Annotated in this window: 15 protein-coding genes; 11 read left to right on the top strand and 4 right to left on the bottom strand. The window is 69.9% G+C overall.

Going from position 1 to position 23,040, the window contains the following annotated elements:
- Positions 1–7: 7 nt before the first annotated feature.
- The gene (locus tag A5701_RS16605) at positions 8–613 is read right to left on the bottom strand and encodes a TetR/AcrR family transcriptional regulator (protein WP_067755794.1); all 606 of its coding nucleotides are present in this window, start codon (positions 611–613) and stop codon (positions 8–10) included.
- A gap of 79 nt (positions 614–692) precedes the next feature.
- On the opposite strand from A5701_RS16605, the gene mshB reads away from it, so the two are divergent.
- The 4 genes from mshB to A5701_RS16585 all read left to right on the top strand — a co-directional run bounded on the left by mshB (position 693) and on the right by A5701_RS16585 (position 5,671).
- Positions 693–1,595 (top strand): N-acetyl-1-D-myo-inositol-2-amino-2-deoxy-alpha-D-glucopyranoside deacetylase, encoded by a 903-nt coding sequence (gene mshB, locus A5701_RS16600; protein WP_067755791.1) that lies wholly within the window; start codon positions 693–695, stop codon positions 1,593–1,595.
- Positions 1,596–1,688: 93 nt separating this feature from the next.
- Complete coding sequence (locus tag A5701_RS16595; protein WP_067755788.1) at positions 1,689–2,150, top strand: hypothetical protein; 462 nt, start codon at positions 1,689–1,691, stop codon at positions 2,148–2,150.
- Between the two features lie 108 nt (positions 2,151–2,258).
- Positions 2,259–4,877: a bifunctional FO biosynthesis protein CofGH gene (locus A5701_RS16590; protein ID WP_082950368.1), complete on the top strand. Its 2,619-nt coding sequence runs from the start codon at positions 2,259–2,261 to the stop codon at positions 4,875–4,877.
- A gap of 29 nt (positions 4,878–4,906) precedes the next feature.
- Entirely contained in the window at positions 4,907–5,671 is a 765-nt protein-coding gene (locus A5701_RS16585) for a maleylpyruvate isomerase N-terminal domain-containing protein (protein ID WP_067755782.1), read from the top strand.
- A 10-nt stretch (positions 5,672–5,681) separates the two neighbouring features.
- Here the strand turns inward: A5701_RS16585 and A5701_RS16580 are convergent, their stop codons facing one another.
- Positions 5,682–6,014, bottom strand: coding sequence for a hemophore-related protein (locus A5701_RS16580; RefSeq protein ID WP_067755777.1), 333 nt, complete (start codon positions 6,012–6,014; stop codon positions 5,682–5,684).
- 374 nt (positions 6,015–6,388) lie between these two features.
- Between A5701_RS16580 and fdxA the strand changes: the two genes are divergently transcribed.
- The 7 genes from fdxA to A5701_RS16545 all read left to right on the top strand — a co-directional run bounded on the left by fdxA (position 6,389) and on the right by A5701_RS16545 (position 19,379).
- Complete coding sequence (gene fdxA / locus A5701_RS16575) at positions 6,389–6,715, top strand: ferredoxin (RefSeq protein ID WP_067755774.1); 327 nt, start codon at positions 6,389–6,391, stop codon at positions 6,713–6,715.
- Positions 6,716–6,768: 53 nt separating this feature from the next.
- The gene (gene dapC / locus A5701_RS16570; protein ID WP_067755771.1) at positions 6,769–7,854 is read left to right on the top strand and encodes a succinyldiaminopimelate transaminase; all 1,086 of its coding nucleotides are present in this window, start codon (positions 6,769–6,771) and stop codon (positions 7,852–7,854) included.
- 88 nt (positions 7,855–7,942) lie between these two features.
- Positions 7,943–10,306, top strand: coding sequence for an APC family permease (locus tag A5701_RS16565; RefSeq protein ID WP_067755966.1), 2,364 nt, complete (start codon positions 7,943–7,945; stop codon positions 10,304–10,306).
- Between the two features lie 276 nt (positions 10,307–10,582).
- On the top strand, positions 10,583–16,891 hold the full coding sequence (gene pks2, locus A5701_RS16560; protein ID WP_067755768.1) for a type I polyketide synthase: 6,309 nt from the start codon (positions 10,583–10,585) through the stop codon (positions 16,889–16,891).
- A gap of 160 nt (positions 16,892–17,051) precedes the next feature.
- Positions 17,052–17,735, top strand: a complete 684-nt coding sequence (gene cysC / locus A5701_RS16555; RefSeq protein WP_067755963.1) for an adenylyl-sulfate kinase — start codon at positions 17,052–17,054, stop codon at positions 17,733–17,735.
- A gap of 64 nt (positions 17,736–17,799) precedes the next feature.
- Positions 17,800–19,065, top strand: coding sequence for a sulfate adenylyltransferase (gene sat / locus A5701_RS16550; RefSeq protein WP_067755765.1), 1,266 nt, complete (start codon positions 17,800–17,802; stop codon positions 19,063–19,065).
- Positions 19,062–19,379: a hypothetical protein gene (locus A5701_RS16545; protein ID WP_067755762.1), complete on the top strand. Its 318-nt coding sequence runs from the start codon at positions 19,062–19,064 to the stop codon at positions 19,377–19,379. The genes sat and A5701_RS16545 overlap by 4 nt, the downstream gene beginning before the upstream one ends.
- Positions 19,380–19,388: 9 nt before the next feature.
- Here A5701_RS16545 and fadD21 read toward each other — a convergent pair whose 3' ends face one another.
- Positions 19,389–21,128, bottom strand: coding sequence for a fatty-acid--AMP ligase FAAL21/FadD21 (gene fadD21, locus A5701_RS16540; RefSeq protein ID WP_067755758.1), 1,740 nt, complete (start codon positions 21,126–21,128; stop codon positions 19,389–19,391).
- Positions 21,129–21,286: 158 nt separating this feature from the next.
- Entirely contained in the window at positions 21,287–22,948 is a 1,662-nt protein-coding gene (locus tag A5701_RS16535) for a PPE family protein (protein WP_067755754.1), read from the bottom strand.
- Between the last annotated feature and the right edge of the window lie 92 nt (positions 22,949–23,040).

The following is a 23,040-nucleotide window of genomic DNA, read 5'->3' as shown; positions in this document are numbered from 1 at the left end:
GGCCCGTTCAGTCCCGTCTGGTCCGCGGCGGGATCACGGTATCGACGATCAGCGCCAGCTCCCTGCGGTTGGGCGGCGATCCGGTCAGCAGGAAGTGCTGGTTGATCAGAGCCGGGCCGATGCGCGCGGTGAGCGGGGTGGTCATCTCCGGATCGAGGTCGCCCTCCGCGACGGCGGCCTGCAGGATCGATTCGATGATCTGCAGGCGGGGAGCCACCACCGCGTCGGCGAAGATGGCCCGCATCTCGGGCTCGTGCAGCAGCTGGTTGACGGTGGCCATGCCGGGGAACGCGGTCTTGCCGGCGCAGACGTCGCGGTGCGCGGTGAAGACCGTCAGCAGGTTGTCCCGGGCCGACCGGCCGGCCCGCGCCTCGGGCAACGGCGGCAACGTATGGACCAGGGCGGCGTGCACCAGCTCGCACTTGGTGGTCCAGCGCCGGTACAGGGCGGCCTTTCCGGTGTGGGCGCGCGCCGCGATGCCCTCCATCGTCAACCCCCCGTACCCGACTTCGGCCAGCTCGGCCAGAGTGGCCTCGTACAGCGCGCGTTCGAGGACCTCGCCCCGTCGGCGGCTCCTGCCGCCGGCCGGGGCGGTCTTGGTGAGCTGCGGCATCCCTCGATAGTAGCCGCACGCGTTCCTATCGGCTGCGACGAGACCGCTACCGCCGGCCGGGGACGGGTAGGGTGCGTCCATGCCTGAGACTCCACGGCTGCTGTTCGTCCACGCGCATCCCGATGACGAGAGCCTCAGCAACGGCGCCACTATCGCCCACTACACCGCCCGCGGGGCGGACGTGCGCGTCGTCACCTGCACGCTCGGCGAGGAGGGCGAGGTCATCGGCGAGCGGTGGGCCGAGTTGGCCGTCGATCGCGCGGATCAGTTGGGCGGCTTCCGGATCGGCGAGCTTACCGCCGCGCTGCGTGAGCTGGGCGTCGGCGAACCGCGCTACCTAGGCGGCGCCGGACGCTGGCGCGACTCGGGCATGCGGGGCACGCCCGGCCGGCGGCGCGAGCGGTTCATCGACGCCGACGAACGGGAGGCCGTCGGCGCGCTGGTTGCCATCATTCGCGAATACCGGCCGCACGTGGTGGTGACCTACGACCCGGGCGGCGGTTACGGCCACCCCGATCACGTCCACACTCACACCGTCACGACGCGCGCCGTCGCCGCCGCGGGCTCCGACGACTTCCCCGGCGAGCCGTGGACCGTGCCGAAGTTCTACTGGTCGGTGCTCGCCACCGACGCCTTCGTGGCGGGTATGCGCGCGCTCGAACCCGAGGATCTGCGGCCCGGGTGGACCATCCCCCCGGAGGAGGAGTTCGGCTTCGGGTACGCGGACGCCGACATCGACGCCGTCGTCGAGCCCGCCGTTGCGGCGTGGGCGGCGAAGCGGGCCGCGCTGGCCGCGCATGCCACCCAGGTGATCGTCGGGCCGACGGGCCGGGCCTGCGCCCTGTCGAACAACATGGCGCTGCCGATCATGGCGGACGAACACTACGTGCTGGTCGCCGGCACGGCGGGGGAGCGCGACGAGCGCGGCTGGGAGACGGACCTGCTCGCCGGGCTTGATTTCGGCGCGGTCGTCACGCGGTAGGCTTGCCAATCAGGCAGCCACGGAAGGATTTCGCATGGACCCCGACCTGGACCCTAATCAGCAGCATTGGCAGGACCGGCTCGACAGCCTGCAGTGGGTTATCGGCTCGATACTCTCCAACATCGACAGCGTTCCGACCTGACCGAAACGAAGCCGCGCGCCGTACCCGTCGAAGACGGCGGCGCGACAGACCCCGCGATCCGTTTCGTTGTCCTGACGCTGCTGGCCGTCGACGGGGTCCTCTCCGCACTGGCCGGGGCCTTGCTGCTGCCTTCCTACCTCGGGTCGATCCCGTTCCCCATCAGCGGATTGATCTCTGGATTGGTCAACGCCGCCTTGGTCTGGGCCGCCGGTCGGTGGACCACGTCGTCACGGCTGGCCGCGCTGCCGCTGTGGACGTGGCTGCTCACCGTGGCCGCGATCAGCATGGGCGGCCCGGCCGACGACGTCATCCTGGGTGGCCGCGGCGTGCTGGCCTACGGGGCGTTGCTGCTGATCCTGTTGGGGGCGGCGCCGCCGTTCTGGGTGCTGTGGCGGCGCGGCCACGGGGGCTGACGTTCGTGCGGTCGCGGGCAGGGATCTCCCCGCTTGCCGGTGTGGGCCTGACGCTACTGTTGACTGTTGCGCAGACGGGGCCCGCACGGGTCCGAAAGAAAATTTCACATGTTGGGACACGCGGATGAAATTCGATCGTGGGGAAGTTACACGAAGGTGCCGCTGACTCCGGGCGAGGAGCCTACCGCTCTTCCTAATCCTGTGGTTCCGCCAAAGACGAGCGCATCCGCGCTGCGGCGGGTGCTGCGCCGCGCCCGAGACGGCGTCGCGCTCAACGTCGACGAGGCGGCCGTCGCGATGACCGCGCGGGGTGACGACCTCGCGGATCTGTGCGCCAGTGCGGCACGGGTGCGCGATGCGGGTCTGGCATCGGCCGGCCGGCGCGGCCCCGGCGGCGGACACCCGATCACCTATTCGCGCAAGGTTTTCATCCCGGTCACCCACCTGTGCCGCGACACCTGCCACTACTGCACCTTCGTCACCGTCCCGGGCAAGCTGCGCGCGCAGGGCGCGGGCATGTATCTCGAGCCCGACGAGATCCTCGACATCGCTCGCCGCGGGGCCGAACTCGGTTGCAAGGAAGCGCTTTTCACCCTCGGTGACCGCCCCGAGGGTCGGTGGCCGGAGGCGGCGCAGTGGCTCGGCGAACGCGGTTACGACTCCACGCTGTCCTATGTGCGGGCCATGGCGATCCGGGTGCTCGAGGAAACCGGGCTGCTGCCACACCTGAACCCCGGCGTGATGAGTTGGTCCGAGATGGCTCGGCTCAAGCCGGTGGCGCCGTCGATGGGCATGATGCTCGAGACCACATCGCGGCGGCTGTTCGAGACGAAAGGGCTTGCGCACTATGGCAGCCCGGACAAGGACCCCGCCGTCCGGCTGCGCACGCTGACCGACGCGGGCCGGTTGTCCATCCCGTTCACGACGGGCCTGCTGGTCGGCATCGGCGAGACCCTGACCGAACGGGCCGAGACTCTGCACGCGATCCGCAAGTCGCACAAGGAGTTCGGGCACGTTCAGGAAGTGATCGTGCAGAACTTCCGGGCCAAGGAGCACACCGCGATGGCCGGCGCCCCCGACGCGGGCATCGACGACTACCTGGCGACGGTAGCGGTCGCGCGGCTGGTGCTCGGTCCCGGCATGCGCATCCAGGCCCCGCCCAACCTGGTGTCCCCCGACGAGTGCCTGGCCCTGGTCGGCGCCGGGGTCGACGACTGGGGCGGCGTCTCGCCGCTCACGCCCGATCACGTCAACCCCGAGCGGCCGTGGCCCGCGCTGGACGACCTCGCCGACATCACCGCCCGTGCCGGATACGAACTGGTTCAGCGACTGACCGCCCAACCCAGGTACGTCCAGGCGGGGGCGGCGTGGATCGACCCCCGGGTGCGCGGGCACGTGCTGGCGCTGGCCGACCCGGCCACCGGACTGGCCCGCGACGTCAATCCCGTGGGACTGCCCTGGCAGGAGCCCGACGACGTCGCGTCCGCGGGGCGGGTCGACCTCAACGCCGCAATCGACACCGAGGGCCGCGCCACCGAGGCTCGCAGCGATCTGGACAGCGCCTTCGGCGACTGGGAATCGATCCGCGCGCAGGTGCACGAACTGGCCGCACGCGCCCCCGAGCGGATCGACACCGACGTGCTTGCCGCGCTGCGGGCGGCCGAGCGCGATCCGGCCGGCTGCAGTGACAGCGAGTACCTGGCGTTGGCTACCGCCGATGGGCCGGCGCTGGAAGCCGTTGCCGCTCTGGCAAATTCGCTACGCCGCGACACGGTCGGCGACGACGTGACGTTCGTGGTGAACCGCAACATCAACTTCACCAACATCTGCTACACCGGCTGCCGGTTCTGCGCCTTCGCGCAGCGCAAGGGCGACGCCGACGCGTATTCGCTGTCCACCGACGAGGTGGCGGACCGCGCGTGGGAGGCGCACGTCGAGGGCGCCACCGAGGTGTGCATGCAGGGCGGGATCGACCCGGAGTTGCCGGTCACCGGCTACGCCGACCTGGTCCGCGCCGTCAAGGCGCGGGTGCCGTCGATGCACGTGCATGCCTTCTCGCCCATGGAGATCGCCAACGGCGTCACCAAGAGCGGGCTCAGCGTGCGCGAGTGGCTGATCAGCCTGCGCGAGGCCGGGCTGGACACCATTCCGGGCACGGCCGCCGAGATCCTGGACGACGAGGTGCGCTGGGTGCTCACCAAGGGCAAGCTGCCGACCTCGGAGTGGATCGACATCGTGACCACCGCGCACGAGGTGGGCCTGCGGTCGTCGTCGACGATGATGTACGGGCACGTCGACAGCCCGCGGCACTGGGTCGCCCACCTCAACGTGCTGCGCGGGATCCAGGACCGCACCGGCGGGTTCACCGAGTTCGTGCCGCTGCCATTCGTGCACCAGAGCTCGCCGTTGTACCTGGCGGGCGCGGCCCGGCCCGGGCCCACCCATCGCGACAACCGCGCTGTGCACGCATTGGCGCGAATCATGTTGCACGGCCGCATCTCCCAGATTCAGACCAGCTGGGTGAAGCTGGGCGTCGAGCGCACCCAGGTGATGCTCAACGGTGGCGCCAACGATCTGGGCGGCACGCTGATGGAGGAGACCATCTCGCGGATGGCCGGTTCGGAACACGGGTCGGCCAAGACGGTCGAGGAGCTGACCGAGATCGCCGAGGGGATCGGGCGCCCGGCCCGTCAACGCACCACCACCTACGCCCCGCGGGCCGCTTAGCACCCAGACCGGGCGGGTACCCCGACGCCGTGAACCGACAGATCGACGACGACCGGTTCCCGGAGTGGCGCCCATTCGTGGACGCGGTGCAGCAGCGAAGGCCCGACGCCGGCACCTGGTGCGAGGCGTGGACGGTCCGCGACGTCGTCATCCATCAGGCCGGGAACGCCGAGGAGATCGCCCGGGTGCTGGCCGCTCACCTGGAGGGTGAACCGGTCGGCACGCGGGGCTTCGAGGAGCGTGAGGGACCGTTGCGCGCCTTGAACGACCCCGATTTGTGGGACGCGTTCCTCGATCGGATGGCCACCCTGAACCGGGTTGCGGCGGCCGCCGACGACGTGCCGCAGGACACCGACGTCGCGTGGACGGGCCGCACCATGAAGGTGCCCTGGTTCGCCGAGCACATGCGCGAAGAGCTGGTGCTGCACGGCTGGGACATCACCGGCGACGACGCGGCGGCGCGGGCGCGGCTGGCCGAGCCCTGGATGACCACCCACAGCGTCTTGGCGGTCGGAAGGCCGCTGCTGGCCAAGGGCGCCAAGCAGTTAGCGCCGTGCGAGCGTATCGAGGCGCGGCTGCGGGTCCCCGGCGCCGACGACGTCGTGGTCAGCGCAGAAGCCGACCGCACCTCCGTCGAACTCACCGAACCCGAGGGTCCGGCGACGCTGGAAACCGATGCCGCGGCGCGGGTCCTGCTGCTCTGGGGGCGTAGGCCCGCGGACCCGTCCCGGATTTGCAGCCGCGTCGGGCCGCAGACGCTGGGCCGCGTGCGCGGCCTGCTCAGCGGTTACTGAACCCGCGGGCTCAGAAGTTGTTACAGGTGACGGCGACCTGGTTGATGTCGTCGTAGTACTTCATCGCCGACGGCATCGCCTGGATCTGCTGGGCCATCTGCTGGCGCTTCGGCGGCGGCGAGGCCAGGAAGCTGCGGATGTAGGACTGCGCCACGGGCGAGCTGTTCAGCTGCGCGGCGGCCGCCGGATCGGTGGCGTTGAGCGCCGCGATCACCTGTCCGTAGTTGCACGTGGTGTTGATGATCGCGTCCGTCGGGTCCGCGGATGCGATCCCGGCGCCGGCGGTCAACGCCACCGCGGCGCTACCGATCGCGACGGTCAATTTGGTCAACGACAGCCTCATGTGTGGACACCTTCCCCGTTAATGCACCGCTATCAAGGCGACGACATCTGCCCAGCGGTTGCCGTCTTCCGGTCGAGGTTACCAGGCGCCACGACCGTGCTTCCATTTCAATGGTTATCGCACGACCCCGCTGGACTGCGACTTTGCGCAGGTCGGCGGCTCGGGGCCGGTGTTCGCCCTTGGCGAAACGCACCCCGCCCGCGGCCTCCGAGACCGGCGGTCTTAAATCGTCTGTTTAACGGGCGCGCCAAGTGGTTGACGTGTATGTGCAACGTCTAGTATCAGTAACCGAAAGCTTTGTCTGGAGCGGCCGGCAGCACCGGGCGCGAGCCGAAGAGCAGCCCACACCGAAGTAGTACATAGAGGAGACGTCTGTGACCTACACGATCGCCGAGCCCTGTGTCGACATCAAAGACAAGGCATGTATCGAGGAGTGCCCGGTCGATTGCATCTACGAGGGCGCGCGGATGCTGTACATCCATCCCGACGAGTGCGTCGACTGCGGGGCGTGCGAGCCGGTCTGCCCCGTCGAAGCGATCTACTACGAAGACGACGTGCCCGAGCAGTGGAGCCAGTACACCCAGATCAACGCCGACTTCTTCACCGAACTGGGATCGCCGGGCGGCGCCGCCAAGGTCGGCATGACCGAGAACGACCCGCAGTCGGTCAAAGACCTGCCGCCGCAGGGCGAGGGCGACTGAGCCGGCCGGTGCTGGATCAGCCCGGTGTGAGGCCGCGCGCCGCACGCGGGCGAGTGTCGGCGTCCCTGCCGGAATTCCCGTGGGACACGCTGGCCGACGCGAAAGCGCTGGCCGGCTCCCACCCCGACGGGATCGTCGACCTGTCCGTCGGGACACCGGTCGACCCCGTCGCGCCGGTGATCCAAGAGGCGCTCGCCGCCGCCGGATCCGCGTCCGGGTACCCCGCCACCGCCGGCACTCCGCGACTGCGGGAAGCGGCGGTCGCCGCGCTGGCCCGCCGCTTCGGCGTCACGGGGGTCAGCGAGGCCGCCGTCCTGCCGGTGATCGGCAGCAAGGAGCTCATCGCCTGGTTGCCGACGCTGCTGGGGCTCGGACCCGCGGACGTGATCGTGGTGCCCGAGCTGGCGTATCCCACCTATGACGTCGGGGCCCGGCTGGCCGGAGCGCCGGTGCTGCGCGCGGACTCGCTGACCCAGTTGGGCCCGCAATCGCCTGCGCTGGTCTACCTGAATTCCCCGAGCAACCCGACCGGCCGCGTGCTGGGCGTCGACCACCTGCGCAAAGTGGTCGGCTGGGCGCGCGAGCGGGGCAGCGTGGTGGCCTCCGACGAGTGTTACCTGGGCCTGGGCTGGGACGCCCAACCGCTGTCGATCCTGCATCCGTCCGTGTGCGACGGCGACCACAGCGGGCTGCTGGCGATCCACTCGCTGTCCAAGAGTTCGTCGTTGGCCGGTTACCGGGCCGGGTTCGTCGCCGGTGACCCCGACCTGGTGGCCGAGCTGCTGGCGGTGCGCAAGCACGCCGGGATGATGGTGCCCACGCCGGTGCAGGCGGCCATGGTCGCGGCGCTGGACGACGACGCCCACGAGCGGGCGCAGCGGGAGCGGTACGAACGGCGGCGCGCGGCGTTGCTGCCGGTGCTGCGGGCGGCCGGATTCACCGTCGACCACTCCGAAGCCGGCCTGTATCTGTGGGCCACCCGCGGCGAGCCATGCGCGGACACCGTCGACTGGCTGGCGGGGCGCGGCATCCTGGTGGCGCCCGGCCACTTCTACGGCCCGCGCGGCGCGCAACACGTGCGCGTCGCGTTGACGGCCACCGACGAGCGGATCGCCGCCGCGGTGCAGCGACTCGCCTGACCGGCGCCGCCCAACTGCCACCGTGGCGGCGGCGAACGTGCACAATGCATCGCAGGTGTTTCGCCCGCTCACGGTAAGGACGGTGGTCGTGACCGCTTCGGCCGGCAAGCTACGGATCCCCCTTTCGGTCGGGGACATCGCCAAGCGGGTGTTCCTGGGCAAGCCGTTGGTCACCGAGGACATCGCCTCCGAGAAGTTGTCGAATCCGGTTGCGCTTGGCGCTCTTTCACCGGACGCCGTGTCATCGGTCGCCTATGGTCCCGAGCAGATCCTGATCGAGCTGTTGCCGCACGCGGGGTTGGCCGCCTTCCTGTTGTTGCTTCCGATCACCGGTGTCATCCTGCTCATCCTCGTGCTGGTGGCCGCCTCGTATCGGCAGGTGGTCATGGCCTACACCCGGGCGGGCGGCTCCTACATCGTCGCCCGCGAGAATTTCGGGCCCCGGGTGGCGCAGATAGCCGCCGCCGCGTTGCTGATCGACTACGTGGTCACCGTTGCGGTGCAGTCGGCGGCCGGGACGGTCGCGGTGGTGTCGGCCGTCCCCGCGCTGGGCCCCTACAGCCTGGAAATCACGGTCGGTGTGGTGCTTGCCATCTGCTACGCAAACCTGCGCGGCTTGAAGGAAGCGGGCCTGCCGTTCGCGCTGGCCACCTATGCCTTCATCGGCATGGTCGGCCTGACCATCGTGGTCGGCGTCATCCGCGCGGCCATGGGGAACCTGCCGGTCTACGATCCCACGCACATGGCGGGAACCGTGCCCGTCCACCAGGGCAACGGGCTGGTGCTGGGGGCGACGATCTTGGTGTTGCTGCGAGCCTTCGCCAACGGAGGCTCGTCCCTGACGGGGGTGGAGGCCATCTCCAACACGGTCGACCACTTCCGAAAGCCGCAGGGCCGCAACGCCCGCCGAGTGCTCACGGCCATGGCCACCATCCTTGGCGTGTTGCTGGCCGGGGTCGCCTATCTGGCGCACGTCACCCACGCCACCCCGTATCTCACCGAGTACCCGTCGGTGCTGTCGCAGATCGGTCGCGCCGTATTCGGCAACGGCCTGCTCGGCAACGTCTTCTATACGCTGGTCCAGGCCGCCACCGCCGCCATCCTGTACACCGGCGCGAACACCAGCTTCAACGGGTTCCCGGCGCTGGCCAGCTTCGTCGCCGAGGACCGCTTCCTGCCGCGCCAACTCACCAAACGCGGTCACCGCCTGGTCTTCTCGAACGGCATCATCACGCTCACGGCGCTGTCCGTGCTGCTGTTGGTGGTGACGGGCGGCTCGGTCAACGCGCTGGTTCCCTTCTACGCGATCGGCGTGTTCACGGGGTTCTCGATGGCCGGCTACGGGATGACCAAACACCATCTGAGGCACCGCGAACCGGGATGGCGACGCCGCCTGGCCATCAACCTCTCCGCGGCCGTCCTGTCCACGATCGTGGTGGGCATCTTCGCGGTGGCGAAGTTCACCGAAGGCGCGTGGCTGGTGGTCATCGTCTTCCCGCTGCTGGTGTTCATACTGACGCGGCTCAACCGCGAATACCGCGCCGAGGCAGCCATTCTCGAGATGTTCCGCACCGACCGCCCGGAGTTGGTGAAGTACGCGCGGCACCGGGTGTTCGTGTTCGTCGACTCCGTCGACCTGGCGGTGATCGAAGCGTTGCGCTACGGCAGGGGATTGCGTGCCGACGAGTTGACCGCCGTGCACTTCATGGTGGACCCGGCCCACGCCGCCATACTGCGGAAGCGTTGGGACCACTTCGATCTGGACACCCCGCTGCGGGTCGTCGACTGCCCGGACCGGCGGATCATCCGGGCCGCGCAGCTGTTCGTCGCCAAGGCCCGCGACGAACAAGCGCGCACCAACGTGACGGTGCTGCTGCCGCGCCGGACATTCGGGCGGCTGCTGGGCCGGCTGCTGCACGACCGCACCGCGGACAAGATCTCCAGCGCGGTGAGCCTGATCCCCGACGCGGCGGCGACGATCGTGCCGTACGACGTGGAATCGCGCATTCGGGAGGCCTACCCCGACACGTTCGAGCAACGGATCGCCGACGAGATCGACAAGCTCGAGGCGTGGGTGTCCAGGGGCGAGGACGAGAAGGTGGACGCCTACGAGCACCCGGAGCGGCCGGGGTCGGTCATCCTGGTGGCCGGCCTGATCTCCGGGCAACGGGCCACCGTCGAGGGGCGGGTCAGCGAGGTCGAGGACGTCAACGACCGCGGCCGCACCCTGCGCGAGGTCGTCGTCGGGGACAACAGCGGGGAGATCACCATCACCTTCCGTCCCGGCCACGGCGGCGCCGACATCCAGCCAGGCCAGCTGTTGCGGATAACCGGGAAGGCCCGCCAGACGGGCAACCGGCCCATCTCGATGGTCGACCCGACGTATCAGGTGATCGAGGACCCCGCGGAGGAGGTCGATTCCAGCGAGTCGGGGGACGCCGGCAAAGCGTAGCGCCTACCGGATTGCCCCCAAACGCTGTGGCTTCACAGCGTTTCGCGCACGCGGCCCCGTCCGGCGGGCGCTCTTCGTCGGTGTTCACCATCGCCGTTGCGCTGCCGGGGAAACCGCGGAAGCCACAGTCGCGACAGAGGTTTCACGGCGATCCGTCCCTGGCAAATTCGCGGGCCGGCCGTATTCTCCAAGCGGTTAAGCTGACGGAGTTCAGGTCGGTAAGCTGACACCCGCGCGACTGGCCAACGCCGTTGGGGGAGAACAGAGGACTGCACATTGCGTGCCGCAACCGCCACACCCGTTGCTGTCATCGGTATGGCCTGCCGGCTTCCCGGTGGAATCGATTCCCCGCAACGGCTGTGGGAGGCGTTGCTGCGCGGCGCCGATTTCGTCGGCGAGATACCCGCCGACCGGTGGGACGCGGACCTGTACTACGACCCCGAACCCGGCGTGCCCGGCCGGTCGGTGACGCGGTGGGGGGCCTTCCTGGACGACGTCGGCGGCTTCGACTGCGATTTCTTCGGCATGACCGAGCGCGAAGCCACCGCGATCGACCCCCAACACCGTTTGCTGCTGGAGACGTCCTGGGACGCCATCGAGCACGCGGGCCTCGATCCCGCGCGGTTGTCCCACTCGCAGACCGGCGTCTTCGTCGGGCTGACGCACGGCGACTACGAACTGCTCTCCGCCGACTGCGGCGCCGCCGAGGGCCCGTACGGCTTCACCGGCACCAGCAACAGCTTCGCGTCCGGGCGGGTCGCCTACACGCTGGGGCTGCACGGCCCGGCCGTCACCGTTGACACCGCGTGCTCGTCGGGGTTGATGGCCGTGCACCAGGCCTGCGGCAGCCTCAACAGCGGCGAGAGCGATTTGGCCCTGGCCGGCGGTGTCGCCGTGACCCTCGAACCGCGCAAGTCCGTCTCGGGGTCGCTGCAGGGCATGCTGTCGCCGACCGGCCGCTGCCACGCCTTCGACGTCAACGCGGACGGCTTCGTCTCCGGTGAGGGCTGCGTCGTGCTGCTGCTCAAGCGGCTCGACGACGCGCAACGCGACTCCGACCGCATCCTGGCCGTCCTGCGCGGCACGGCGGCCAACCAGGACGGCCGCACCGTCAACATCGCGGCGCCGTCGGAAACCGCCCAGGTGGCCGTCTACCGCAAGGCCCTGGAGACCGCCGGCGTCGACGCCGCCACGGTCGGCTTCGTCGAGGCGCATGGGACCGGCACCCCGGTCGGGGATCCGATCGAATACGCGAGCCTGGCCGCCGTGTACGGGACCGGCGGGCCCTGCGCGCTGGGCTCGGTCAAAACCAATTTCGGCCACCTGCAGTCGACCTCCGGACCGCTGGGGCTGATGAAGGCCATCCTCGCGCTACAGCACGGCACGGTGCCGCAGAACCTCCACTTCACCCGGCTGCCCGACGAGATGGCCGCGATCAAGACGGAACTGTTCGTGCCGCAGGCCAACACGCCGTGGCCCGGCGACCGGCGCCCGCGCCGCGCCGCGGTGTCGTCTTACGGGATGTCCGGCACCAACGTGCATGCCGTCTTGGAGGAGGCGCCGCCGGAACAAGCGCCGCCGGCCGCCCCGAATGCCAACGGGGCGTTGTTGTTCCCGGTGTCGGCGACGTCCGCCGAACAATTGCGCGTCACGGCCGCCCGGCTGGCGGATTGGATCGACGCCGGCGGTGCCGGCACCGCCGGCCTGTCGGACGTCGGCTACACACTCGCGCGCCGCCGCGCACACCGGCCGGTGCGCACGGTGGTGTCCGCCGGCGACCTCGGTCAGCTGAGCGCGGCCCTGCGCGAGGTCGCCGGCGGCGACATCCCGCATCTACCCGCCGTGGGGCAGGACGACCGGGGACCGGTCTGGGTGTTCTCCGGCCAAGGCTCGCAGTGGTCGCAGATGGGCGCCGGGCTGCTGGCCTCCGAACCGGTGTTCGCCGCGACGATCGCGGCGATGGAACCGCTGATCGCCGCGGAATCGGGGTTCTCGGTGACCGAGGCCATGTCGGCGCCCGAGGTGGTGACCGGCATCGATCGGGTGCAGCCGACGATCTTCGCGATGCAGGTCGCGCTGGCCGAGACGATGAAGTCCTACGGGGCCCGTCCCGGCGCGGTCATCGGCCATTCGCTCGGTGAATCCGCCGCGGCGGTCGTCGCCGGTGGCCTGTCGCTGCAAGACGGCGTGCGCGTCATCTGCCGGCGCTCGAGGCTGATGGCGCGGCTCGCCGGGAGTGGCGCCATGGCGTCGGTGGAACTGCCGGGCCAACAGGTGTTGTCGGAACTGTCCATTCGCGGGATCTCCGACGTGGTCCTCTCGGTGGTCGCGTCGCCCACGTCGACGGTCGTCGGCGGCGACACGCAGTCGATCCGGGACCTGGTCGCGGTCTGGCAGGAGCAGGACGTGGTGGCGCGCGAGGTGGCGGTGGACGTGGCCTCGCACTCGCCCCAGGTCGAGCCGATCCTCGACGAACTGGTCGAGGCCCTCGCCGGCCTCGAGCCCCGGGAGCCGGAGGTTCCCTACTACTCGGCGACGCTGTGGAACCCCCGCGAACGGCCGTCGTTCACCGCCGACTACTGGGGCGAAAATCTAAGGTACACAGTGCGATTCGCGGCGGCCGTGCAGGCCGCCCTCAAGGACGGTTTCCGGGTGTTCGGCGAACTCTCGCCGCACCCCCTGCTCACGCACGCCGTCGAGCAGAATGCCGCCAGCCTGGACATGCCCATCGCGGCGCTGGCGGCCGTGCGCCGCGAACAAGAGCTGCCGGCCGGGTTGCGGGCGTTCGTCGCCGACGTGCACAGCGCCGGCGCCGTGGTCGACTTCTCGGTCCAATACCCGAGCGGCCGCCTGGTGGACGCGCCCATCCCGACGTGGACCCATCGCAGGCTCATGCTCAGCCGCGAGGCGAAGGAGCAGGCGCACGGCGCCTCGGTCCAGGCCGTCCATCCGCTACTCGGTGCGCACGTGCACCTGTACGAGGAACCGGAGCGACACGTCTGGCAGGGCGATGTCGGCACCGAGGCGCACCCGTGGCTCGGCGATCACCAAATCCACCACGTGGCAGCGCTTCCCGGCGCCGCGTACTGCGAGATGGCGCTGACCGCCGCGAGGGCGGTCCTCGGCGAACGGTCCGAGGTCACCGACATCACGTTCGAGCAGACCCTGCTGCTGGACGGCGGGACGCGGGCGTCGTCGGCGGCGACGGTCACCGCGCCCGGCGTTCTCGAGTTCACCGTGGACACCCACGAGGACGGCGAACGCGTGCGCCGGGCGCGCGCGGTCCTGCGCGCGCAGGAAGGGGCGGACGAGGACGGGCCGCAGCAGCCGCCCACCCACGACATGGCCACGCTGATCGCCAATCGTCCGTCCGGCATGGACGGCGCCGAGTTGCGAAAGGCGTTCGACGCCATCGGGATTCAATACGGTCCCGCCTTCTCGGGCCTGGCCGCCGCGCTCCTCGGCGACGTGGACACACCCACGGTGCTCGCCGAGGTGGCGCTGCCCGGAGCCATCCGCTCGCAGCAGTCGGGCTACGCGATCCACCCGGCCCTGCTGGACGCATGCTTTCAGTCGGTGGTCGTTCACCCGGTGGTCCAGCAGGCCGGCGCGGGTGGCCTGCTGCTGCCGGTCGGTGTGCGCCGGCTGCGCAGCCATGCCCCGGCGCGCAATGCGCAATACTGCCTGGCCCGGGTGACGTCGTCGGGCCCCGGCGAGTGCGAGGCGGACATCGACGTGCTGGACCAGTCCGGCGCCGTGCTCCTGACCGTCGAGGGGCTGCGGCTGGCCGGTGGGGTCTCCGAACGCGAACGAGCCGAGCGGCTGCTCAACGAGCGGTTGTTGGCCATCGAATGGGAGCCGCGGGAACTCCCGGACGCCGCGCGGGCCGAGCCGGGATCGTGGCTGCTGCTCACCGCGTGCGAGGCGACGGATCCGCTCGCGACCCAGCTGGGCGAGGCGCTCGATTCCGATGGCGCCCACTGCACCACGCTCTCGTTGCCGGTCGGGCCGGTGGAAACCGCCGGGCTGCGCGCGCTGCTGTCCGGCAACGGCCCGGCCGCCTCGAACGGGCACGGCCCGCTCAAGGGCCCGACGGGTGTCGTCGTGGTGACCGCGCCACCGGGCGGCGGCCCCGACCAGGCGCGGCGCGCCCGCGACTACGTGTCGCACCTGGTGGCCGTCGCGCGTGAGCTCTCCGAGCTGCCCGGCGAGTCGCCCCGGCTCTTCGTGGTCACCAGGAACGCCGCCAGCGTGGCCGCCGGCGATGTGGCCAACCTGGAACAGGCCGGGCTGCGTGGACTGCTGCGGGTGATCGACTCCGAGCACCCGCACCTGAGCGCCACCCAGATCGACGTCGACGCGACGACCGGGCCGGAACACGTTGCGGCGCAACTCAAGAGCGGCTCGGGAGAGGACGAGACCGCCTGGCGCCAGGGGGAGTGGTACACCGCGCGGCTGCGGCCCGGTCCGCTGCGCCCGGCCGAACGGCAGACCGCGGTCGTCGATCACGAGCGGGACGGCATGCGCCTGCAGATCCGCACCCCCGGTGACCTCGAATCGCTGGAGTTCACCGCGTTCGACCGCGTCCCGCCCGGGCCGGGGGAGATCGAGGTCGCGATCGCCGCGTCCACCATCAACTTCGCCGACGTGCTGGTGGCCTTCGGCCGCTATCCCACCTTCGAGGGCTACCAACAGCAATTGGGCGGGGACTTCGCCGGCGTGGTCACCGCCGTCGGCCCCGACGTCACCGAGCATCGGGTGGGCGACCGCGTCGGCGGCATGTCCCGCAACGGCTGCTGGGGCACCTTCGTCATCGCCGACGCCAGGCACGCGGTCACCCTGCCGCCCGACCTCGCTTCCGAAGACGCCGCCGCCGTGGCCACCGCCTCGGCGACCGCCTGGTACGGCCTGCATGACCTGGCCCGCATCGCGCCGACCGACAAGGTGCTGATCCACTCCGGCACCGGCGGCGTGGGACAGGCGGCCATCGCGATCGCCCGGGCCGCGGGCTGCGAAATCTTCGCGACCGCGGGCAGCCCCCAGCGCCGGCAATTGTTGCGCGACATGGGAATCGAGCACGTCTACGACTCGCGCAGCGCGGCGTTCGCCGACGAGATCCGCCGTGACACCGGCGGATACGGCGTCGACGTGGTGCTCAACTCGCTGTCCGGCGCCGCGCAGCGTGCGGGAGTCGAGTTGCTGGCGTTCGGCGGCCGATTCGTCGAGCTGGGCAAGCGTGACATCTACCGCGACACCCACCTCGGGCTGTTCCCGTTCCGCCGCAACCTGTCGCTGTTCGCGGTCGACCTGGCGTTGCTGACGTTCAGCCATCCCGACACCGTCCGACGCCTGCTGGCCACCGTGTACCGCCGCACGGCCGACGGCGGGCTGCCGTTGCCGCGGACCACGCACTTCCCGATCCACGACGCGGCCGCCGCGGTCCGCCTGGTGGCGGGCGCCGGCCACACCGGCAAGGTGGTGCTCGACGTGCCGCGCACGGGACGCAGTGTGGCCGCCGTCCCGCCGGAAAACGTGCGACCGTTCCGCACCGATGGCGCCTACATCGTCACCGGCGGCATCGGCGGGCTGGGCTTGTTCCTGGCCGGTCAGATGGCGGCGCGCGGCGCCGCACGGATCGTGCTGAATTCCCGCTCGGCGCCCAACGAGCAAGCCCGCCAAGACATCGAGCGTCTCCGCGCCGACGGGGCCGACATCGCGGTGGAGTGTGGCGACATCGCCGAGCCGGGCACGGCCGAGCGGCTGGTGGCGTCCGCGACCGAGACCGGACTGCCGGTGCGCGGCGTGCTGCACGCGGCCGCGGTGGTCCAGGACGCCACGCTGGCCAACGTGACCGACGAACTCATCGACCGATGCTGGGCGCCAAAGGTTTACGGAGCCTGGAACTTGCATCACGCGACGGCGGACCAGCCGCTGGACTGGTTCTGTTCGTTCTCCTCGGCCGCCGCGCTGGTCGGATCGCCGGGCCAGGGCGCCTATGCCGCGGCCAACAGCTGGCTGGACGCCTTCGCCCATTGGCGGCGCAGCCAGGGGTTGCCGGGCAGCGCGATCGCCTGGGGCGCATGGTCGGAGGTCGGCCGCGCCACGGCGCTCGCGGAAGACGCCGGCGTCGCGATCAAGCCGGCGGAGGGTTACCACGCCTTCGAATCCCTGCTGCGCTACGACCGCGCCTACACCGGCTACGCGCCGATCATGGGAACGCCCTGGTTGACCTCGTTCGCGCAACGCAGCCGGTTCGCCGAAGCTTTCCAGTCGATGGGATCCGGCAACCCCGACACCGGCAAATTCCTGGCCGAACTCAAGGCGCTGCCCCGCGAGGAATGGCCGACCGCCATCCGCCGGCTGGTGTCCGGCCAGATCAGTCTGTTGCTGCGCCGCACAATCGATCCCGATCGTCCACTCTCCGACTACGGACTGGATTCGCTGGGAAACCTGGAGCTGCGAACGCGCATCGAGACCGAAACCGGGATCCGCATCAGCCCCACCAAGATCACCACGGTTCGCGATCTGGCCGAGCACCTGTGCGACGAGTTGGCCGCCGCGGAAACCGCGGCGTCGCCGTCCTGACCGGCGGGCGCGGCCGCCGCGGCACGGTGGCGGGAAGACGGAAATCTCCTGTAAATTGGCCATCTTAAGTAACCGACCGGCCACAACCCGGTTTGATTGGTGAGCGATCTGGTGAAGGTCGTGGGAGGACTTGCACGGGATCTGTGTCGAGGAGCCGAAAATGTCGAACAACATCACCTGGCACGAACACCACATCAGTCGCGACAGCCGGGAGAAGCTCAACGGGCACCGAGGCTGCGTCCTCTGGTTCACCGGGCTCAGCGGCAGCGGGAAGAGCACGGTGGCGAACACCGTCGAGCAGAGGCTGTACGAGCGGGGCATCCGGAGCTATCTCCTCGACGGGGACAACGTCCGCTACGGGCTCAACGCCGGGCCCGACACCCTGGAGCCTCGCCACGGCGTGACGTTCGCCAAGAGGTTCGGCCTGGGCTTCTCCGCCGAAGACCGCGAGGAGAACATCCGGCGCATCGGCGCGGTCTCGAAGTTGTTCTGCGAGGCCGGCGTCATCGCGCTGACGGCCTTCATCAGTCCCTACCGGCGGGACCGCGATGCGGTGCGCGAAACGCTGCTCGAGGGCGACTTCCAGGAGATCTTCGTCGACACCCCCATCGAGATCTGCGAAAAGCGCGACCCCAAGGGGCTGTACAAGAAGGCCCGGGCCGGCGAGATCAAGGGATTCACCGGCATCGACGACCCGTACGAGGCTCCGGTGGAACCGGAACTGCGACTCGAGGGCGGCGCGAAGGACGCGGACACGCTGGCCGAGGAGGTGATTGCGCACCTCGAGAAGGTCGGCGTCATCCCCGCCCTCGCGCGCAGCCAGGAGCCGACGGGCGGGGTTTAGGAATCGGCAGGGCACCGAAGACGTTTGCCAGGAAAGTGTTGCACTGCGAAGCGAGGGGCATCGAATGAGCTATACGGGTCACAACGGCAAGCCGATCGTGGAGCGGGTGGCCACCGAAAACGCGGCCGGCCGGATCCAGGGCCTGGCGCGGGTGCCCATCTCGAAGGCGACGGCGCACGAGGTCATCAGCCTGTCCTACGGGTTCTTCACGCCGCTGACCGGGTTCATGGGCCGGCAGGAGGTCGACACCACGCTGGACAAGTTGGCCTTGCCGGACGGGACGCTGTGGAGCATCCCGATCGTGCTCGACCTGTCCTCCGACGACATCGACACGCTGGGCGTCCAAGAGGGCGCCAGCGTCGTGCTGGAGTACTCAGACGCTCCCATCGCGATCCTGGACGTCACCGAGATCTACGAGTACGACCTGCAGCGACTGGCTGAGAAGACTTACGGCACAACGGATCCCCGGCATCCGGGAGTGAAGAAGACGCTGGCGTACGCAAACCGGTTCGTCGCCGGCGACGTCACGCTCATCAACGAGCCGGTGTTCAACGAGCCCTTCAAGAGCTTCTGGCTCACGCCCAGGCAGCACCAGGACGCGCTCGCGGAAAAGAACTGGACCCACGTCGTCGCGCATCAGACCCGCAACGTCCCGCACACCGGACACGAGGCGCTGATGAAGCAGGCGTGGTTGGCCGCCAACGAAGACCAGCCGGTCGACGACCTGAGCACGGGCGTGCTGGTCAACGCGATCATCGGGCAGAAACGGGTGGGCGACTACATCGACGAGGCGATCCTGCTCACGCAGGACGAGCTCAGGAAGAGCGGGTACTTCCGGGAGGACGTCCACAAGGTGACCTTCACGCTGTGGGACATGCGATACGCGGGTCCGCGGGAGGCCATCTTCCACGCGATCCTGCGCACCAACCTCGGGTGCACGCACCACATGTTCGGCCGCGACCACGCCGGCGTCGGCGACTTCTACCACCCGTACGACTCGCAGAACCTCCTTCAGGAACACCGTTCGGAGCTGGGCATCAAACCGGTGTTCCTGCGCGAGAACTGGTATTGCCCCGATTGCCGGGAAGTGACCAATTCGGCGCTGTGCGGGCACGACTCCAAGGCGCAGAGTTTCAGCGGAAGCCTGATCAGAAGCATCCTGACCGACGAGGTGAAGCCCACCCAGCAGGTGATGCGGCACGAGGTGTTCGAGGTGGTTCTCGAGGCGGCCGCCAAGTACGGCCAGGGCTCGCCGTTCGTCACCGAGGAGTACCTGGCGGACCGGCTGCCCGTGTTCACGCTGAACCCGCTGGAGGGGGCCCGATCATGAGCGGCGACGTCAAGAAGATCAAGGTCAACGTCTGGATCAACGAGGAGCGGCTCGAGGCGCTGGCTAAAGCCGGGATGGCCGACTCGGCGAAGGAAGCCTTCGCGGGGATGAAGCTCTTGGAGATTTATACCACCGAAGAGCAGAAGGACGTTGTGCTGCAACGCTTTCCGGGGTCAAAGTACGACTCCGCCACCACGAAGTCCATCGAGTTGCTGCCCAAGAAGGTCAAGGACCGGCTGCTGGAGCTGTCCATCGCCCTGCACTCCACGGGCCCCGACGTGGTGGACCGCTTCCTCGCCGAATCGCAGCCGTAGGCGCGGCGCTCAGGCGTCCAGTCGGGTGAACTCCTGACGGCGGTACTGCTCGACGCAGGCCGCGCGCCGGATCTTGCCGCTCGTCGTGGTGGGAATCGACCCGGGCGACACCAGCACGAGATCGGCGACCTTGAGACCGTGCGAATTCGAAATCGCCGCGGTGACATCGTTTTTGACGACGGCGAACCGGCGCGACACCTCCTCGTCGGAGTCGCCGCGCTTCTTCATCTCGATGATGGTCACCAGCTTCTCGGTCTCGTCCACCGGCACCGAGATCGCCGCGACGCGGCCCCCGGTGATCCCCTGCACCGTCGACTCGATGTCCTCGGGATAGTGGTTGCGCCCGTAGACGATCAGGAGATCTTTGGTCCGGCCCACGATGAACATCTCGCCCTCGGAGACGAACCCGAGGTCGCCGGTGCGCAGCCACGGTCCCTCCGGCGTGCCCGGCGACGGGTCGACCAGGACGCCGGCGAAGGTGCGTGCGGTCTCCTCGGGCTTCTGCCAGTAGCCGCCGGCAACGTTTTCGCCATGGACCCAGATCTCGCCGACCTTTCCCGGCGGGCATTCCCGGCGGGCGTCGGGGTCGACGATCCGCACCGCCGGCGATGTCGGCATGCCGTAGCTCAGCAGCGGCGAGCCACTCTCCGCCGGGCAGCGTTCCGCGGACCCCTCGGACAACTTCTCTGATTCGAAGTGCACCACCCGCGGGGCCCCGCGGGTGGTGCGGCTGGTGACGTACACCGTGGCCTCGGCCAATCCGTAGGACGGGCGCATCGCGCGGTCGTCAAAGTTGTACGGCGCGAAGCGTTTAGCGAACCGGTCCAGCGTGGCGGGGTGGATGCGTTCGGCGCCGCTGACGACGCCCAGGACGTTGCCCAGGTCGACGCCGTCCAGGTCTGCGTCCTTCGTCTTGCGGACGGCCAGCTCGAAGGCGAAGTTCGGCGCCGCCGACATCACCGGGGTGCCGATCGACATCGCGTGGATCCACCGTGCCGGTCGTTGCAGGAAGGCGACCGGGCTTGTCAGGTCACCGCGATAACCGCCCATGATCGGCGCGATGACGCCGAGCACCAACCCCATGTCGTGGTAGAAGGGCAGCCAGGAGACGGCGGCCGTTTCGCGTGGCGGGACGCCGTTGAACTCGGCGAAATAGGCGGCCATCAGCTGCTGGAAGTTCACGCGCAGGTTGCGGTGCGAGATCATGACGCCGGCCGGCAGTCGCGTCGAGCCGGACGTGTACTGCAGGTAGGCCGTGTCGGGGGCGCCGTTGAGCCGGATGCCCGGCGCGGAGGGGTCGTCCAAATCGAGCGCATCGACCTCGACGACCGCCGGGGTGGTCGTCGGGCCCGGCTGCCCGAGGTACTCGGTGATGGTGCCGGCGACCGCCGACGTGGTGAGCACGACGGTGGGTGTGGTGTCGGCCAGGACGGCGCTCACGCGTTCGTCGTGTGAGCCCACCGCCGGGACGGGCAGCGGCACCGCGATCAGCCCGGCCTGCATCGCGCCCAGGAAGGCCACGATATAGGGCAGGCCCTGCGGAGCCAGGATCACGGCCCGGTCCCCGACGGCGCCGTGCCGCTCGACCTCGTGCGCGACGTTCAGGGTCCGCTGGTACAGCTGCGCCCACGTCAACGTCTCGGTGACGCCCGCCCAATCGTGCTCGTAGTCGGTATAGCGGAACGCGATTTCGTCGGGCTGCAGACCCGCGCGTTCACGCAGCAGGGAGACCACCGACGCGTTCTGCATGCGGGTTAGGCTACCGCTCTTCTTCCGCTTGCGGACGAAGGTCGCGCCAGGCCCCGGTTCCGCCCGCCGGCGCTACGGTCCCGGCCGCGGGCCGCCGCGTGCGCCCGACTGCGCCGGGCCGTCCCGCGCCAACGAATACCGTTGTGGCCCAGCCTCGTTCAAGGTGCATCCGGGCCGTGGTCCCAGGTGTGCGGCAACATCGGTGTGCGCGCGGCGCCGTCGAAGGCATCGTCGCGCAGCGCGGTCAGTCCTGCCGGCATGCCGGCCCCCTTGGCGGGCGCGGTTCCGGTGAAGCCCAGGGTTTCCGCGCCCCGATCCGAGGCGCTCGACGACGGTTCCGCGTCCAGGTACTCGTATCGGCGGCCGAGTTGCGTGACCGCCGCCCGGCGGCGCCGCGCCTGCGAAACCTGGTTCGGGGCCTCGGCCGCCACGGGGACCTCGACGAGACCCGACCGCGCCGCCCGCTTCGCGCGCGCCCTGGCGCTCACCGAACCACGGGCATCGGCCGTCAACTGGCCGACCAGGTACGCCAGGGCCGGCATCGTCGTCCCGGGCGGCGCCGACGGCGTCGGTGGCGGGGGGCCGGGCGTGGGCGGCGCGGGTGCCGCGGCGGGCGCCGGGGCCGGCGCGGCCGCCGGCGCCGGAGCCGGGCTGGGCGCGGGCGGCGGGGTCGGTGCCAGCGCCGCCGGGACGAACGACGGGGTGGGTAGGACCGGAGGCACCGGGATGGCATGCAGCCCAGCCAAACCCGTCAGGCCGGCGAGACCACCGGCCAGGGCGGGAACCACCAACGGAATCACCGACGCGGTCAGCAGCGGCACGATGACCGGGATCAGCACGATCATCTGCTCGAGCAACGTCTTGATCAGCGCGATGGTGTCGGTGATGATCGTGCCGATGGCTTCGATGGCGGTGAACAACAAGGTCCAGGCGATGGTCGCGGGATTGCCCGAAGCGAACGCCGCGGCGAGGTCGGCCGCGATGAACGAGAAGGTCTGCGCCAGATAGGCGAAGTACGAGCCGAAATCCATCGGATAGCCGAGGGCGAACGCGATGTTGAACGGGTTGAGGAAGCTCAGCGGATTGCCGAGGACGGGCAGCCACGGGTCGAACCCCGAGAACAGCGTTTTGAAGAACGGGTTGTTCATCAGCAGATCGATGAACGGCTGGATGAACCTGTTGTAGAAGTCGATGAAGCCGATCCGCTCCAGCCAGTCGAGCACCTCGTTCTGCCGGTCGGGTGGCAGCGGCGACACGGAGGAAGCGGCCGCCGGCGTGTCGGCGGCCATGACTTGGGGGGCCGGCGTCGTTTCCGGGGCGGCGGCTACCGCAGCGGCGGCGGTGCCCTCGTAGACGCTCATCACGGTGGCGGCCTGTGTCCACATCCGGGCGTAGTCGGCCTCATTGAGCGCGATCGGGACGGTGTTCAGGCCGAAGAAATTCGTCGCCACCAGCACGGCGTGGGTGGCATGGTTGGCGGCCAGCTCGGGCAGGCTCGGCATGGCGGCCAGCGCCGCGCAATAGGCGGCGGCCACCGCTTGGTGCTGGGCGGCCATGGCCGCGCCGTCGGCGCCGGCGCGCGCCAGCCACGCGAGATACGGCGTGTGCGCGGCCAGGTAGGCATCCGCGGTCGGCCCGTCCCAAGCCCCGGCCTGCACCGCGCCCAGTAGCGCGGTCAGCTCGGCGGCGGCCTGGCCGTACTCGGCGCTCAGCGAGCTCCAGGTCGCCGCGGCGGCCAGCAGCGGGCCCGGCCCGGGTCCGCCGCTGAGTAGCGCGGAGTGCACCTCGGGAGGGGAGGCCATCCAGATCGGGGCGGTCATCGGCCGCCGCCTTGGGGAGTGGTCAAAGCCGTTGCCGCGCAGATCATGCGGGCGGGTCGGGTGTGAGCGTGGCGCTGGGGCGCCGAATCGGT

The sequence above is a fragment of the Mycobacterium sp. E3305 genome, assembly GCF_001666785.1.
Classification (GTDB): Bacteria; Actinomycetota; Actinomycetes; order Mycobacteriales; family Mycobacteriaceae; genus Mycobacterium.
The sequence above is the reverse complement of the archived record's forward strand: the minus strand, read 5'-3'. Positions and strand labels throughout refer to the sequence as shown.

Bases quoted from the DNA above. Each gene is read 5' to 3' on its own strand.
- A5701_RS16605 (WP_067755794.1), bottom strand. From the start codon at position 613: ATGCCGCAGCTCACCAAGACCGCCCCGGCCGGCGGCAGGAGCCGCCGA.
- mshB (WP_067755791.1), top strand. From the start codon at position 693: ATGCCTGAGACTCCACGGCTGCTGTTCGTCCACGCGCATCCCGATGAC.
- A5701_RS16590 (WP_082950368.1), top strand. From the start codon at position 2,259: ATGTTGGGACACGCGGATGAAATTCGATCGTGGGGAAGTTACACGAAG.
- A5701_RS16580 (WP_067755777.1), bottom strand. From the start codon at position 6,014: ATGAGGCTGTCGTTGACCAAATTGACCGTCGCGATCGGTAGCGCCGCG.
- cysC (WP_067755963.1), top strand. From the start codon at position 17,052: ATGTCGAACAACATCACCTGGCACGAACACCACATCAGTCGCGACAGC.
- sat (WP_067755765.1), top strand. From the start codon at position 17,800: ATGAGCTATACGGGTCACAACGGCAAGCCGATCGTGGAGCGGGTGGCC.
- A5701_RS16545 (WP_067755762.1), top strand. From the start codon at position 19,062: ATGAGCGGCGACGTCAAGAAGATCAAGGTCAACGTCTGGATCAACGAG.
- fadD21 (WP_067755758.1), bottom strand. From the start codon at position 21,128: ATGCAGAACGCGTCGGTGGTCTCCCTGCTGCGTGAACGCGCGGGTCTG.
- A5701_RS16535 (WP_067755754.1), bottom strand. From the start codon at position 22,948: ATGACCGCCCCGATCTGGATGGCCTCCCCTCCCGAGGTGCACTCCGCG.